The organism is Aliiruegeria sabulilitoris, from assembly GCF_001558155.1.
Lineage (GTDB): Bacteria > Pseudomonadota > Alphaproteobacteria > Rhodobacterales > Rhodobacteraceae > Tropicimonas > Tropicimonas sabulilitoris.
The window spans coordinates 156,529-171,471 of the sequence record NZ_LOAS01000002.1; the positions used below are offsets into that span (position 1 = coordinate 156,529).

The 14,943-nt window shown below is 63.8% G+C and carries 11 protein-coding genes and 1 pseudogene; 4 read left to right on the forward strand and 8 right to left on the reverse strand.

The genetic code is table 11. The annotated features are described in order from the left end of the window. Nucleotides 1-3 precede the first annotated feature (3 nt). From AX756_RS24965 to AX756_RS02990, 8 genes are all read right to left on the reverse strand, one after another. Nucleotides 4-2,076, reverse strand: coding sequence for a bifunctional sugar-binding transcriptional regulator/dihydroxyacetone kinase subunit DhaK (locus AX756_RS24965; RefSeq protein ID WP_082738902.1), 2,073 nt, complete (start codon nucleotides 2,074-2,076; stop codon nucleotides 4-6). Beyond that, nucleotides 2,076-2,720, reverse strand: a complete 645-nt coding sequence (dhaL, locus tag AX756_RS02960; protein ID WP_156461372.1) for a dihydroxyacetone kinase subunit DhaL — start codon at nucleotides 2,718-2,720, stop codon at nucleotides 2,076-2,078. Before dhaL (AX756_RS02960) ends, AX756_RS24965 begins: the two co-directional genes overlap by 1 nt. A gap of 41 nt (nucleotides 2,721-2,761) precedes the next feature. Next, nucleotides 2,762-3,400, reverse strand: a complete 639-nt coding sequence (dhaL, locus tag AX756_RS02965) for a dihydroxyacetone kinase subunit DhaL (RefSeq protein ID WP_068308501.1) — start codon at nucleotides 3,398-3,400, stop codon at nucleotides 2,762-2,764. A gap of 11 nt (nucleotides 3,401-3,411) precedes the next feature. Next, nucleotides 3,412-4,404, reverse strand: coding sequence for a dihydroxyacetone kinase subunit DhaK (locus AX756_RS02970; protein WP_068308503.1), 993 nt, complete (start codon nucleotides 4,402-4,404; stop codon nucleotides 3,412-3,414). A 10-nt stretch (nucleotides 4,405-4,414) separates the two neighbouring features. After that, on the reverse strand, nucleotides 4,415-5,182 hold the full coding sequence (locus tag AX756_RS02975; RefSeq protein ID WP_068308505.1) for a GolD/DthD family dehydrogenase: 768 nt from the start codon (nucleotides 5,180-5,182) through the stop codon (nucleotides 4,415-4,417). A gap of 79 nt (nucleotides 5,183-5,261) precedes the next feature. After that, nucleotides 5,262-6,245 (reverse strand): substrate-binding domain-containing protein, encoded by a 984-nt coding sequence (locus AX756_RS02980; RefSeq protein WP_068308507.1) that lies wholly within the window; start codon nucleotides 6,243-6,245, stop codon nucleotides 5,262-5,264. Between the two features lie 76 nt (nucleotides 6,246-6,321). Beyond that, on the reverse strand, nucleotides 6,322-7,317 hold the full coding sequence (locus AX756_RS02985) for an ABC transporter permease (RefSeq protein ID WP_068308509.1): 996 nt from the start codon (nucleotides 7,315-7,317) through the stop codon (nucleotides 6,322-6,324). A 26-nt stretch (nucleotides 7,318-7,343) separates the two neighbouring features. Then, the gene (locus tag AX756_RS02990) at nucleotides 7,344-8,825 is read right to left on the reverse strand and encodes a sugar ABC transporter ATP-binding protein (RefSeq protein ID WP_068308511.1); all 1,482 of its coding nucleotides are present in this window, start codon (nucleotides 8,823-8,825) and stop codon (nucleotides 7,344-7,346) included. Nucleotides 8,826-9,210: 385 nt separating this feature from the next. On the opposite strand from AX756_RS02990, the gene AX756_RS02995 reads away from it, so the two are divergent. From AX756_RS02995 to AX756_RS03010, 4 genes and pseudogenes are all read left to right on the forward strand, one after another. Beyond that, a complete protein-coding gene (locus AX756_RS02995; RefSeq protein WP_156461373.1) occupies nucleotides 9,211-9,396 on the forward strand; it encodes a hypothetical protein in 186 nt (61 codons plus the stop codon). Beyond that, a pseudogene (locus tag AX756_RS03000) lies at nucleotides 9,375-9,683 on the forward strand (hypothetical protein); the annotation flags it as partial. The gene AX756_RS02995 and the pseudogene AX756_RS03000, both read left to right, overlap by 22 nt. Before the next feature lie 423 nt (nucleotides 9,684-10,106). After that, entirely contained in the window at nucleotides 10,107-12,632 is a 2,526-nt protein-coding gene (ptsP, locus tag AX756_RS03005; protein ID WP_068308517.1) for a phosphoenolpyruvate--protein phosphotransferase, read from the forward strand. Nucleotides 12,633-12,647: 15 nt separating this feature from the next. Further along, nucleotides 12,648-14,699: a PTS sugar transporter subunit IIBC gene (locus AX756_RS03010; protein WP_156461375.1), complete on the forward strand. Its 2,052-nt coding sequence runs from the start codon at nucleotides 12,648-12,650 to the stop codon at nucleotides 14,697-14,699. Nucleotides 14,700-14,943: the final 244 nt, after the last annotated feature.

Below are 14,943 nucleotides of genomic sequence, written 5' to 3' on the forward strand. Positions count from 1 at the left end.
CCCCTACCGGACCTGCTTCATCCACGCGAAGCCGTTGCAGGGATCATCCAGCAAGCTCGCGAGTTCCTCGTCCAAAGCCATCAGCGTGATCGAGGCGCCGACCATGTCGAGAGACGTGAAATAGTGCCCCAGCAAGGTCGTGTGGACATCGATCGAGCGTGCGGAGAGCCGCTGCATCAACCGCCGGTTGAGGATGAGAAGCTCCATCATGGGCGTACCCCCAAGCGAATTGACCAGCACGGCGATCTTGCCGCCCTTCTCCAGTTGCATCTCGTCGAAGATCCGGTCGCAGATACGGTCGACAATCCTGTCAGCGGTTTGAAGCGGAATACGGCTGACGCCCGGTTCGCCGTGAACGCCGACACCGAATTCCATGTCATCGGGCCCGATGCTGAAGCTCCTGCGCCCGGTGTCGGGCATCGAGGTGGGCTCCAGCGCCGCGCCAATCGTGTAGCAGGCGGCATTCGCCTTGCGGGCAAGGCGCTCGCATTCATCCAGCGGCAGCATCCGCTCCGCGGCCGCGCCCGCCACCTTGAACACGAAGACGTTTCCCGCAGTCCCGCGCCGCGCCGCACGTTCATCGGCCCCGGCAGAAGCGATGTCGTCGGTGGTCAGGATGGTTCTTGCCTCGATCCCCTCGGCGGCGGCCATGTCGGCGGCCATGTCGAAGTTCATCACATCGCCGGTGTAGTTGCCGTAGATATAGAGAACCCCTGCCCCCTGATCCGCGTCGCGTGTGCAGCTCAGGATGCGGTCGGGCGGCGGCGAGGCGAAGACATTGCCCACCACGACCGCATCTGCCAGCCCGCGCCCGACGAAGCCGATGAAGCCGGGTTCATGGCCGGCACCACCGCCGATTACCACGCCCACCTTGCCGTCGCGCTTCTCGGCCCGGGCGCGAATGGCCCGCAGGCTGCCGCCAATCGGCTCGATATGCTCGGGAAAGGCCGCCAGCGCGCCGGAGAGTGCCTCGTCCACGGCGTCTTTCGGCCGGTTGATGAATTTCTTCACATAGTCACTGCGGGTGAGCGCCGGTTCGGCCGGCGTCGGTGCGCGCCGTTTCGGCGCGATCTTTTCGGGCTCGAACCCCTCTGCCCGCAGGATGCCTTCTCCCGTCGTCGCATCGGTGATCAGGGTTGAAACGAACCCGCCCCTAAGCGCGGCAAGGATCGGGGGAACCTTGTCCAGGCCACCAGCAACCAGAACCCGTCGCGGCACCTGGCGCAGCCGGTCGAGCTCCATCCCCACCGTGCGATCGTCGAGCGGGCTGCGGATCGCCGCACCCTGCGCGTCGATAAAACGGCCCACCATGGCGCCAACGGCGTTGTCGAAATAGCCCTGACTCTTCGCATCATTGTCGAAAAAGCCGCTGGTGTGGATCGTCGCTTCCGGGCGCATGGACGAGATGCCGAACAGAATACAGGTCACCCGGTCGAACTGCGCGAGCTGCTCGGCGATGACCGGCTCCCTCAGGAGGATTTCCCGCGCCTGCGACGACGAAACGATCGCCGGTGCGGAAATCGGCACGTAGCGCGCTCCGGTGTTCTCCGCGAGGCGCGTGGCGCAGGCTTCGGGTGTGTAGGGGATTGTGGCGGTCGTGCCGCCGGTGGCCTGCACGACCACCAGATCGCGCGCCTCGGTGCCACGCACCGCTTCGGCCAGCGCAAGCATCGTCCGGCCCCAGGTGATCGCCACCGTGTCGCCGGAATGAAGATGGGACTCGAGCGCCTGCGCGGCGGCAGCCCCGAGCCGGTCTATCAGCGGCCGAGGGCCACCCTCGCCCGGCACGACCAGGCAGTTTTCGAGCCCGAACTCGGTTTCAAGGGCCTGCGCGATCGTCACCGCGCGCAGCCGGGCCTCCGAGATCGAGATGTTGACGATCCCCTTGGCGCGCGCATCCGCGAGATAGGAATTGACGGTCGGCCGGGAAATGCCGAGTTCATCGGCAATCTCGCCCTGGGTCAGGCCTTCCTGGTAGTAAAGCCAGCTCGCCCAAAGCAGCGGGTCGTCTCCGAAACGCAGCGGCGCCCGCCCGCTTCGAGATTCCTTCGACACCCGCTTGCGCGGCTGGCCCATCAGTCCCGATCTTCGCGGATCTCCGCGAAGGCTCCAATAATGAGGGAAGCGGAAACGGCCCCGGGGTCCAGATGCCCGATGCTGCGTTCCTTCAGGCGCGCGGCGCGCCCGCGTGACGCGATCATGCTGGTTGTGGAAGTTGCGCCCGCCTCGGCCGCCGCGACCGCCGCCTGGGCGACCTCGGCCGCGTTACCACCCTCGGCCGCGACCCGCTGCGCGGCATGGCTGGCCGGCACCCATGCATCAAGCATGGTCTTGTCCCCGATCTCCGCCTTTCCACGCATCGCAATTCCCCTTGCGAAAGCGGCGAGCAGATCGCCCAACTGACCGGCATCCAGCGGCCCCTCTTCAAGCATGGTTGCGCCCTGCAGAAGACCAGTCGCGTAAAGCGGCCCGACGGTAGCGCCGACCTCGCCGATAAAGGCCGAGGCGGCTTCTCGCAGAAGCCGCGACGGCGCTGCCGGCTCCGCGGAAATGTCGCGAAGGCGCGCGTTTATGGCCGCGAAGCCGTTTGCCATCGAAGTTCCATGATCGCCATCGCCTATCTCGCCATCGAGCGAACAGAGCGTTTGTCGTTGTTCTTCCAGCCGCTCGCCGGCGAGACGGAAGAAGGCCATCAGGAAGGTGCTATCGATCTCGGACATGGCCCCTTGATGCGCGGATTCCCCGCCTGGGGGCAAGCCTTCTACGATAGTCTTGCCGTGATATCCTCGGCGAAAGCGCCGAGAATCATCGCGCAGGATGTCGCACCCGCGTCGAGGACCCCACGCGACCGTTCCCCCAGGCGCGACGACCGTCCCACCTTGGCAACCATGTCGATCGTGCTGTCGCGCCCGACCTCGGCCGCCGCCTTCATTGCAGCCAGAGCTTCGGTGAAGCTCTTGCCTGCTTCAATGGCGGCGTCAAAGGCGTCAACGGCGGGAGTGAAGGCATCCAGCAGCGTCTTGTCCCCGACCTGGGCCGAGCCGATATCCTGCACGCCTTCGAGCCCGGCACGGATCATTGCCGCGAACTTCGCCGCGTCGATCGTCTCCGCCTCGCCAAGCGAGTCGGCCATGTCCGAGAACATCATGCCGTAGAGCGGACCCATGGAACCGCCGATCTCGGACATCAGCACATCCGAAAGCACTTCCATCGCTGCGCTCAACGTGCCCTCGGGATCGAGCCGATCAGCGGCCCGCCCGAACCCCTTGGCCATGTTCACGCCATGGTCGCCATCGCCGATCTTTCCGTCAATCTCGGAGAGATAGGCCTTGTTGTCGACGATCACGGCGGCGACACCCTTGATGATGCCGCCAGCGCCCTTGTTATTGATTTCCTGCATCGATTTCTCCTTCAGAAGCCCGGGCAGGCCGTTTCCATGTCCAGAAGCGGCTTGAGCTCGTCGTCCAGCGCCAGGACCGTAAGCGTCGCGCCAACCATTTCCAACGAAGTGAAATAGTTGCCGACATAGGCCTTGTAGACCTTGAGGCCCGCCGCCTCGATCTGGCTCGCCATGCGGTCGAAGAGGACATAGAGCTCGTCGACCGGAGTCGCGCCGAGACCGGAGACCAGCACCGCCACTTCCGTGCCCGCGGGCAGGTTGTGGTCGTCGAGCACGATCTTGGTCATGTCGTCGGCCACTTCATTGGCCGTCTTCAGTTCCTCGACCCGAGTGCCCGGCTCGCCGTGGTGCCCGATGCCGACTTCCATCTTGCCCGGTTCGATCTCGAAGTTCGGATGACCGACGGCCGGCAGCGTGCAGGGGCCGAGGCCAACGCCGACGGAGCGGCAATTGTCGATGGCCTTCTGGGCGGTGGCAATGACTTCGTCGAGCGATGCGCCGGTCGCGGCCTTGGCGCCGCCGATCTTCCACATCATGATCTCGCCGGCCACGCCGCGGCGCTTTTCGCGCTCGGTGGCAGGCGCGGAGCAGACATCGTCATTGGCAACGACGGTCTTGACCTCGATGCCGTCCTTCTTGGCCATCTTGGCGGCCATCTTCACGTTCATGTTGTCGCCGGCATAGTTGCCGTAAAGAACCGCCACGCCCGCTCCGCCATTGGCGGCCTTGATGCAGTCATGGAAGCTCTTGGCAGTCGGCGAGGAGAACAGTTCGCCCACCGCGGTGGCATCGACCATGTTCTTGCCGGTATAGCCGATGAAGGCCGGCTCGTGGCCCGAGCCGCCACCGGTCACGATGCCGACACGGTCCTTTTCGCCCGCCCATTGCGAGAGCACGACCCGGTTGTTCGCGGAGTCTAGCTTCACCATGTCGGAATGGGCGCGGACGAAGCCCGCGACCGTTTCGTCGACGATGTCGTCGGGATTATTAATAAAACGTTGCATTTTCAGTTCCTTACTTGATCGTGTACCCGCCGTCGATGATCAGGTCGGCGCCATTGAACATCGCTGCGCCTTCGGAGGCAAGGAACACCGCTGCCGCAGCAATCTCGCAGGGTTCGGCGAAGCGTCCGACGGGAATCTGCGCGATGGCCTTCTCGCCTTTCTCTCCGGCCCAGGCGTTCTTGCCGAGCTCGGTCAGAACGACCGTGGGCGAGATCGAGTTCACGTTGATCCCGAATTCGCCCCATTCGATGGCGAGGCATTTGGTCAGGCCGAGAACGCCGAATTTCGAGGAGCAATAGGCGACGTGTTCGTCGATGGCGACGGAACCGGCCTGCGAGGCAAGGTTGATGATGCGCCCGCCGCCCTGCTCGATCATGATACGGCCGATGGCCTGGGCGACGAGGAAGCTGCCGGTCAGGTTGACATCGATCGTCCGCTTCCAGAAATCGAACGAGATGTCTTCAGCCGGAGCGAGGGCCGCGATGCCGGCGCTGTTGACCAGGATGTCGATGCGGCCAAGCTCGGCCTTTGCGCGATCGGCGGCTTTTTGAACGGAGGCGGGGTCGGCAACGTTGCAGGCGATGGCGATTGCGCCTTCGAGGCTGTCGGCCCGGGTCTTGGCAGCCGCTTCGTCAACATCGACGACAGCGACGCGGACGCCTTTCTGGGTAAAGGCCTCCGCGATGGCGGCACCGATCCCGGAAGCGCCTCCGGTCACGAAAGCCGTCTTCCCCTCGAGCGGAAAATTGAAGTTCAGTGTGTCGGGTCCCGAAGGCATTGCGAAGGTCCTCTGTCAGGAGTTGAAGGGCCCCGGTCCGAACCCCGCGAACGGGCGTCCGGGCCGGGGTGGAGGGAGCTTACTGGCGCATCTCGAGCAGCGCGTCCACGTTCTCCAGGGTTACCGGAGTCCAGGGCACGTTGTACTCGGCATCGGCGCCATCATTCCACGGCATGTCCGGATACTGTTCCCAGATCGCCGACATCGGCTCATAGGAAGGATCGACCGCCTTGATGGCGAGGTCGAGCGCGCCCTGTGCCTGAGCGAAGCCGTCCTGAAGGATCGAAGCCATTTCGTCGGCCTTGACCGCGTTGAGTGCGTCCGTGACGCCGTCAATACCGGCAATGGCGAAATCGTTGACGTTCAGGCCGGCGGCCTTGATCGCCTCGATCGCGCCCAGCGCCATTTCGTCATTCTGGCCGATCACACCGGCGATGTCGCCGGGATGGGCGGTCAGCCAGTTTTCCATCAGCGTCTGGGCTTCGGCACGCGACCAGTTCGCGGTCTGCTGCTCGACGACCTTCACATCGGGGCATTCGGCCAGAGCCTTCTGGTTGCCTTCGAGGCGCTGGATCTGCGCCGACTGGCCGATCGGGCCTTCGATGACCACGACGTTGCCCGTGCATCCGATCGCGTCGAGAACGTATTTCGCTTCCATGTAGCCCGACTGAACGTCGTCGGAACCGACATAGGCCTTCAGCTTGTCGCTGTTGACGCGCGTGTTGGAACCGAAGACGGGGATGCCGGCCTCATCGGCCAAACGAACGGCTTCGGCACCGGCTTCGATGTCGATCGGCACGAAGATGATCGCGTCGAAGCCCTGGGTGATCATGGTCTCGAACTGCTCTTGCTGTACGAGCGCGTCATAGCGGCCATCGAAGATGGTCACGTCGACCTTGCCCTCGGTTACCGCCGGGTGCTGCTCGAGCGCCGCCGCCCAGAGCTGCATGAATTCAGCGTTCAGGCCATAGACCGCTGCGCCGATCTTCGGCGTGTCAGCCAGAGCCGCTGTTCCGCTCAGCAGCGCCGCTGCCAGAGTCATGGTTTTCATCAGTTTCGTCATGGTGCTCCTCCTAAGTGTTGCACACTTCACCCTGCCGCCCGCAGAACACGGACGCCAAAACACTGAATTAATTCACTTACTCCGCTTTATGCCGAGCCTGATCCAGCATCACCGCGGCCACGATCAGCGCGCCCTTGATGACTTGCTGGTAGTAGGATTCCACGCCCATCAGATCGAGGCCGTTATTGACCACGGCGATCAGAAGGGCACCGATCAACGTCCCGGTCACCTTGCCGACGCCGCCCGAGAGCGATGTGCCGCCGATGACCACAGCCGCGATAGCGTCGAGTTCATAGGCGATGCCCGCCTGTGTCAGCGCCGAACCGGTCCGCGCCGCCAGGATCATCCCTGCGATGCCGGCAAGTGCTCCAGAGATCACATAGACCATCAGGCGGACGCGCCGGATGTTGATACCCGAAACCCGCGCGGCATGCGGGTTGCCGCCAACGGCATAGACCGTCCGCCCGAAACGCGTCGCGCTGAGAACGAAGAGCGCCGCCAGAAAGATTACTGCGAAAAGGATGATCGGCATCGGAATCCCGAGGATCGAACCGGTACCGATGTAACGGAAACCGTCTGTCAGCGCCGGGACCGGCTTGCCGCCGGTATAGAGCAGCGTCATGCCGCGCGCGGCCGAAAGCATGCCGAGCGTGGCGACAAAGGCCGGTACGTTGAAACGCGCGACGATCACACCGTTAACCCAACCGCATGCAAGCCCCACCAGCACGCCCGCGGCAAGCGGGATCGCGGCAAAATAGGGCGCACCCAGGACCGCGGCCGTCGTCGAAGTGGTGGCCAACGAGGCCGAAACGACCCCGGCGAGTGCGACGACCGAACCCACCGAGAGGTCGATTCCGCGGGTCAGGATGACAAAGGTCATGCCGATCGCGAGGATGCCGTTGATGGATGTCTGGCGCAGCACGTTGAGAATGTTGCGCGTTGTCAGGAAATACTCGTTGGCGAAGGTCAGCAAGACGCAGACCAGGATGAGCGCCATCAAGATCCCGTATTTCTGGCCGTATTCTGCCGCCAGCGCCTTGAAGTCACGGTTCTGGCTTGCCGCTTCTGCCATCGTGGTTTCTCCTTGAATAGTCATTGTCACGCGGCCAGGTGCACGAGTTTTTCAGCCGACAATTCGTCACGCGCGAGCATTCCGCTGACCCTTCCGTCGCGCATGATGAGCACGCGATCCGCCATGCCGAGCACTTCGTCGTTTTCCGAACTGACCATCACGACAGCCCCTCCGGCGCGGGCGAAATCCGAGATCACCCGGTAGATTTCCCGCTTTGCGCCGACATCGACGCCACGAGTAGGTTCGTCGAGCAGCAGCACCTTGGGTTCGGTCAGGAACCACTTGCCAAGGACGACCTTCTGCTGGTTCCCGCCCGACAGGCCAGAAACGGGGAGGCGGTCATTGGGGGTCTTGATGTCGAACATCTCGATCATGCGACTTGCGGCGGCGCTTTCACGCCCGCTCTGCATGATCGGCCCTACCGAGAGTTCCTCCAGCCGGGCCATGCAGATGTTGGATCGCACATCCGCGTCGAGCACCAACCCGCTGCCCTTGCGATCCTCGGTCACGAGCGCGACCCCCCGTTTGATCGCTTCGGATGGGGTGGCCATGCGGACCTTGTCACCGAAGAGCTGGATCTCGCCGCCCTCGTCCTCACTAAGCCCGAAGATCCGCTCGAAAATCTCGCTGCGCCCTGACCCCATGAGCCCGTAGAGCGCAAGGATCTCGCCCTTGCAGACCTCGAAGGACACATCCTTCACCCAGCCCGCGGCATTGAGGCCAGATACGGAGAGAGCGACCTCGCTCGTGGCCTGGTTCTCCTTCACGAATTCCTCCGTGAGAGGCCGGCCGACGATCATATGGATCAGTTCTTCGCGGGTGACATCGGCGATCCTGCCATCGGCAACGAAGCGACCATCCCGGAATACGGTGTATTCATCTGCCACATCCATGATCTCGGAGAGACGGTGGCTGACATAGACGATCCCTTTTCCCGCCGCCTTGAGCCGCTCCATCGTCTCGAAGAGCTGATCGACTTCCGCTTCGCCGAGCGCCGAGGTGGGTTCGTCCATGATGATGACTTCGGCGTCGAAAGACAGCGCCTTCGCGATCTCCACCAGCTGCACCTCGGCCACCGTCAGATCCATCATCAGGGTCTTGGGTGAGATGTCGAAATTGAGGCTGTCGAGCAGCTCCTGCGCATTATGGTTCATGGTGCCGAAATCGACCCGGCCGAACAGGCCCACAGGCTCCCGGCCAAGAAAGATGTTCTCGGCAACCGACATCGCGGGAACGGGGCTCAACTCCTGCTCGATAATGGTGATCCCGGCGGCGCGGGCATCGGAGGGCTTGTCGAAATCGACCTCCCGTCCGTTGAGCCGGATGACACCGCCATCGCGATCCTGAATCCCCATGACGATCGTAAGCAACGTGGATTTTCCCGCGCCGTTTCCGCCGCACAGGGCATGGACCGTTCCAGCACGCAGTGTGAATTGGCCATTACTCAGCGCAGCGACACCCCCGAACTTTTTCGTAAGGTCGCGCACCTCCAAAAGCGCCTCTGGCACTGGCTCCTCCCATGGTTTTCGGGATCTGCATCCGCTTTTCCCAAGCGCAGTAGCATCAAAAAACCTTACTTTTGTCAATACCAACATATCAAATGTTAATGCTCCACTTTTTACTATTTTTATCAATATCTTGAACCGGCCTGGTATTATGGAAAGTCGTATGTTTCCGCGAAATGCCAACTCGGATCATTGGAGAATTAGACCGACTCGGTCGGCCGCGCCCTGAAACCTCGAAGGAGCAATCCCTCCGGTACAGCAGCACAGGATTGGCCGGCGGCCCGGAAAGGGCGCCGGAGCGGTACAGCGACATGGGCCGTACCGGCGCTCATCCGGTCGGCCAGCGGGCTGCCAAGAATATTGCCGGGTGGCGGGCGCGCATGGTGGGGTGGACCTGACTGACCTGGAGCACGGGCTCGAAGCTCTGGGCGCGCGCGATCTTGCCACCGGGTTGAGCAATCTCAACCCGGCGATCCACCTGGCCAATGTGCTCGGCAACATGACGCGGAACGGCGCGAACGGGCCGACGGTTTTGGGCTCGAGGTCCGCAACGGATTGCAGCATTTCCATTTGACCTTTCCCGACATCCCCATCGGCAATGTTCAAGAGACGATGCAGAGGATCGCCAAACGTGGCCGTGGCCCGAAGGGTCCGGTCTCAACGGATACGCGCAATATCGCCGAAGACCTGCACTATGGCATTGTCCCTCTCCGCGAACTGCGGCGTCGCCGGAACATGCCGCTCCTGCTGCACGAAGCCGGTGTACGGTTGCTGTCGGTCGGGCTTGGCGCCGATTTCACCACCGAGAACGACATGATCGGTGAGATCCTGGACGAGATCTGCGGCGAGGCCAATGGCTGAGACAGGCTGCCGCAAGACCGCGCCCTGCCGAGACGCCCGTTTTCGCTGCGTCGGGCGCGTTCGGCGTCACACCATTCGTTCTTGCTCCGCTGCAAAGGTGTGAAGCTCCAACGAATACTGGATTGAACGCGGGAACTCGGCCTAGGATTGGTGGGGCGCGGGCACGAATCGTGGGGAGGCTGATCATCGGATCCCGCAGGGAATTCAGGCCGGATATCTCGGGGGCCGAACGGGCCTTTCCCGACAGCAATCGCTCAGGCCGGCGACGGCGGGCCGACCGCGGCTGCGCGCGGCCCGCCCTTGGAACCCTGCAGCCTCGCCCCCCCACACCCCGCAAGACGCATAGCTGTGATCATTTCATCTCCCGTTTGGGAAAGACGGGAAACATGTCGGCGGAGGACCGGTCGGCAACAGGAGGACAACATGCCCAGAATTGAACTCGTGGCGCCACTTGATGGCGTGATGTTGCCTCTGGAACAGGTGCCCGATCCGGTTTTCGCGGGCAAGATGGTTGGCGACGGCGTTTCGATCGACCCGCTCAACCAGCTCCTGACAGCGCCTTGTGCGGGAACGATCAGCCAGCTCCACCGCGCCGGCCATGCGGTGACCGTCACATCGCCCGAAGGGCTCGAGGTGATGCTGCATGTCGGGCTCGACACGGTGATGCTGAAGGGCGAAGGGTTCGAGCCCAAGGTGAAAGAGGGGCAGAGTGTCGCCGTGGGCGATCCGCTGATTGCCTTCGATGCCCAGATGCTGGCACTCAGGGCCAAGAGCCTGCTGACGCAGGTGATAGTCACCAATAGCGACACGGTCGCCTCGCTGACGCCTGCCACCGGCACGGTCTCCGCCGGGCGGGACATTATCATGACCGTCGAAATGGCCGCCGCCTCCGAGCAGGCCGTTCAGGGTGGCGAGATGATCGTCTCCGAGGCCATCGTGATCCCGAACCCGACCGGGCTGCATGCGCGGCCCGCCGCGGTACTCTCGAACATGGCCAAGAAATTCGCCTCGCGCGTGCTGTTGCAGCGTGGCGAGGATCAGGCAAACGCCAAGAGCGTTGTCTCGATCATGCGGCTGAACCTCGAACAGGGGGCCAAGGTGCAGATCGTCGCCGAAGGGCCCGACGCGGCGGAGGCGATCAACACGCTGGCCCCGGAGCTTGCCGCGGGGCTCGGTGACGAAGGCACGCCCCCTGCCCCGGCGCCCGCGACCACTGTCATCAAGCCGGTCGCCGCGCCGGTCCCCAAGCCGCGCTCCAATGATCCGAATCTGATCCTCGGCGTCTCCGCCTCTCCGGGCCTCGCGGTTGGAAGCGTCTTCCAGCTCAAGCGAACCGAGATCGAGGTCCCCGAGACCGGCGCGGACCCGCACACGGAGCGGCGCCGGCTGGATGACGCGATCGACGTGGCCAAGGTTCAACTGGAAGCGCTTCAGGCAGAGCTGCACGCGCAGGCGGACCCGTCCAAGGCGGCGATTTTCGCGGCGCATATGGAGTTGCTCGAAGATCCGGACCTGATCGACGTCGCCGAAAGCGCCATCGCCAAGGGCAAGAGCGCCGAATACGCCTGGCAACAGGCCTATTCCTCGCAGGCACTGCAACTGGAAGCCTTGCCCAACGAATTGCTGGCCGCGCGCGCAAGCGACCTGCGCGATGTCGGCCGGCGGGTATTGTCGACGCTGACGGGCCAGCCGCTGGAACAGCCGGATATGCCCGAAGGCACGATCCTGATCGCCGAAGACCTCACGCCCTCGGACACGGCAAGCCTCGACCGAAACCGGGTGGTGGGGTTCTGCACAGTCGGCGGAGGGGCGACCTCCCACGTGGCGATCCTGGCCCGCGCGCTGGACCTGCCTGCCGTTGCCGGCATCGAACCACATGCCTTGGACGTGGCGCCGGGCACGATGGTCGTGATCGACGGCGCACGCGGCACGCTGCGCCTCAACCCGGACACTGACGAGGTCGAACGGATCCGTCAGGCGACCGAACGCGCAGAGGCCAAGCGCCGCGCCGATATCGCCGCTGCGCACGAGGATGCCACCACCACGGATGGCCATCGCATCGAGGTCGTCGCCAATGTCGGCGGCGTCGCCGAGGCCGAGGAAGCGGTGCGGCTTGGCGGCGAAGGGGTCGGCCTTCTGCGCTCGGAATTCCTGTTCCTTGAGCGCGCCACCGCCCCCACCGAGCAAGAGCAGCGGACGATTTACCAGAACGTCTCGGATGCGCTCGAGCAAAGGCCCCTGATCATCCGCACGCTGGATGTGGGCGGCGACAAGCCCCTGCCCTACCTGCCACTGCCGCGCGAGGAGAACCCGTTCCTGGGCGTGCGCGGCGTCCGCCTCGCCATCGACCGGCCCGAGATCCTGCGCACGCAAATCCGCGCGATCCTGCAGGTGCGGGGCTGTTCGCGGCTCGGTATGATGTTCCCCATGATCTCCTCGCTGGAGGAGTTCCGCTCGCTCAAGGCGGTGGTCGAGGAAGAAATCGGGACGACCGGCCGCCGCGAGCCGGTACAGGTCGGCATCATGGTCGAGGTTCCCTCTGCCGCGGTCATGGCCGAGCAATTCGCGCGCGAGGCCGATTTCTTTTCCATAGGCACCAACGACCTGACGCAATACACGCTGGCAATGGATCGCGGGCACCCCAAGCTCGCCCCCCTGGCGGACGCGATGAACCCCGCCGTTCTCAAGCTGATCGGCCAGACCGTCGAAGGCGCCCATGCCCATGGCAAATGGGTCGGCGTCTGTGGCGGCATCGCCAGCGACGAGCAGGCTGTGCCCATTCTCGTCGGGCTGGGGGTCGATGAATTGTCGGTCAGCGTGCCCGCGCTGCCCTCGATCAAGGCCGCCGTTCGGCAATATTCGATGAGCCAATGCCGCGAATTCGCCGAGAAGGCCCTCAGGGCCGACAGTGCCGCCGAAGTGCGCGCACTTGTTCCGCTCGATTACTGATCCCGGAGACTGACTATGGCAAATGCATTTATCGACAAGAGTTTCGGGACCCTCCAGAAGGTCGGCAAGGCGCTCATGCTACCGGTTTCGGTGCTCCCCGTCGCCGGCATCCTGCTCGGCGTCGGCGCCTCCATCGCTGGCTCCGACAGCCTCGCGCCATGGCTCATAACCGTTGGCGAGATCATGGAGGCCTCCGGTGGCGCGGTCTTCGGCATCCTGCCGCTGATCTTCGCCATCGGCGTCGTGGTGGGCTTCACCGACAATGACGGCGTGGCCGCGATGTCCGCCACGGTGGGCTATTTCGTGCTGACCGCCGCGCTCGGGGTGATGGGGTTGCTCTCCATCCAGCTCTTTGCGCCGGTCGAGCCGATAAGTTTCCAGAACCAGTCGGCCTATGTCGAATATGATGTCGGGCGAGAACGCTTCGTCTGCCTGGACCCAGACGGCCGCACATTGGAAAAGATCCGCATTGCGGATCTGGAGGAGGAAATCGTCACCTGTGGCGACATCTCCATCCCCTTTACCTTGCAGGACGGCGTGGCGCATCTGTCCACCGGCGAGGGCGCGATGCAGCCCTTCCCGGCCGCGCAGAGCCGGGCCGAGATCAAGCAGATCTTCGGTTTCGAGAGCATTGATACCGGCGTTTTCGGCGGCATTCTGATCGGCCTCGTCGCAGCCTCGATGTTCAACCGGTTCTTCCGGATGAAGCTGCCGCCCTATCTCGGCTTCTTCGCCGGCAAGCGCTTCGTGCCCATCGCCACCTCCTTCGCCGCCATCGCGCTGGCCGCCGTGCTGGCCGTCATCTGGCCGCCGATCGGTGCGATGATCCGCGATTTCGGCGACTGGGCGGCCTATGGCAACCCGGCCATGGCGGTGACGACCTATGGTGTGGTGGAACGGGCGCTGATCCCCTTCGGCCTGCACCATATCTGGAACGTGCCATTCTTCTTCGAGGTCGGCTCTTACACCACGGACTCCGGTGACGTCGTCCACGGAGTCATCAACCGCTATTTCGCCGGCGACTACGAGGCCGGCATCCTCGGCGGCGCCTTCATCTTCAAGATGTTCGGCCTGCCGGCCGCGGCCTTCGCGATCATCCACACCGCGCGCCCCGAGAACCGGGCGCGGGTGTCGGGCATCATGATCTCGGCGGCGCTGACCTCGTTCCTGACCGGCATCACCGAACCGCTGGAATTCGCCTTCCTCTTCGTCGCCCCGCTGCTTTACGCGGTGCACGCGGTCCTGGCCGGCCTTGCGCAGCTCATCACCTTCCTGCTCGGGGCCCGGCTCGGCTTCTCCTTCAGCCACGGCTTCATCGATTTCGCCCTGTTCTGGGTTACGAACATCAAGCCCTGGGTGATCCTGATCCTCGGCCCGATCTTCGCGGCGGTCTACTACGTGACTTTCCGGACCCTGATCGTGAAATTCGATCTCAAGACGCCGGGCCGCGAGACCGAGGACGCGGGTCCAGCCATGGCTGGCGTCGCCTCTGCCGATCAGATGTCCAAGGAGCTTGTGCTGGCCTTTGGCGGGCGCTCCAACATCGCGGGACTAGATGCCTGCATTACGCGCCTTCGGATCGAAGTGAATGATGTGACAAAGGCCAACCAGGACAAGCTGAAGGCGCTCGGCGCGGCCGGTGTGGTTCAGGTCGGCAACAACCTGCAGGCGATCTTCGGGCCGCAATCGGAGGGCTTGATGACCGACATGAAAGACTACCTGCGGACGGCGGGCGACGAGGCAGAACTGCCCGCAGGCTCGGCGGCACCAAAAGTGGTCTACAAACCCGACGCGGCGAAGCCACGCGTGGCCGATCCGCACGCAGCCGAGAAGGCGCGGGCCATTCTCGCGGCCCTCGGCGGTGCCGGCAATGTCCAGGTGGCGGAAAGCTGCGCCGAGACGCGCTTGCGGGTGACGCTGGCGGATGAAGCGAAACTCGACACGGCGGCGCTCGCCGACGCGGGCGTTCGTGGCATTCAGCGCTTCGAGGACGGCGTCATGCATCTTCTGGTCGGTCTGAACGCGGATCAATATGCCGGTGAGCTGCGCGGGGCGATGGCGTCCTAGGAACTGCTCTGTTCCCAAGGTTTGGATTGGCGCCCTGGCGAAGCGTGCTGGGGGCCTTGCCCCCCGCGCTTTCCGGCGCTCCCCCGGGATATTTCCGGTCAGAAGACGTGCCGGACACTCCAGTCTTCTTCTGACGTCAAATATCCCGGGGGTTTGGGAGGCCCCCCAACGGCTACAAGATTGGCGATTCCGACATCCTTTTCCCTCTCCCGGTCTTTTTTCATTGAATGTCCCGCGCGTTTCT

Bases quoted from the DNA above. Each gene is read 5' to 3' on its own strand.
- AX756_RS24965 (WP_082738902.1), bottom strand. From the start codon at position 2,076: ATGGGCCAGCCGCGCAAGCGGGTGTCGAAGGAATCTCGAAGCGGGCGG.
- dhaL (WP_156461372.1), bottom strand. From the start codon at position 2,720: ATGTCCGAGATCGATAGCACCTTCCTGATGGCCTTCTTCCGTCTCGCC.
- dhaL (WP_068308501.1), bottom strand. From the start codon at position 3,400: ATGCAGGAAATCAATAACAAGGGCGCTGGCGGCATCATCAAGGGTGTC.
- AX756_RS02970 (WP_068308503.1), bottom strand. From the start codon at position 4,404: ATGCAACGTTTTATTAATAATCCCGACGACATCGTCGACGAAACGGTC.
- AX756_RS02975 (WP_068308505.1), bottom strand. From the start codon at position 5,182: ATGCCTTCGGGACCCGACACACTGAACTTCAATTTTCCGCTCGAGGGG.
- AX756_RS02980 (WP_068308507.1), bottom strand. From the start codon at position 6,245: ATGACGAAACTGATGAAAACCATGACTCTGGCAGCGGCGCTGCTGAGC.
- AX756_RS02985 (WP_068308509.1), bottom strand. From the start codon at position 7,317: ATGGCAGAAGCGGCAAGCCAGAACCGTGACTTCAAGGCGCTGGCGGCA.
- ptsP (WP_068308517.1), top strand. From the start codon at position 10,107: ATGCCCAGAATTGAACTCGTGGCGCCACTTGATGGCGTGATGTTGCCT.
- AX756_RS03010 (WP_156461375.1), top strand. From the start codon at position 12,648: ATGGCAAATGCATTTATCGACAAGAGTTTCGGGACCCTCCAGAAGGTC.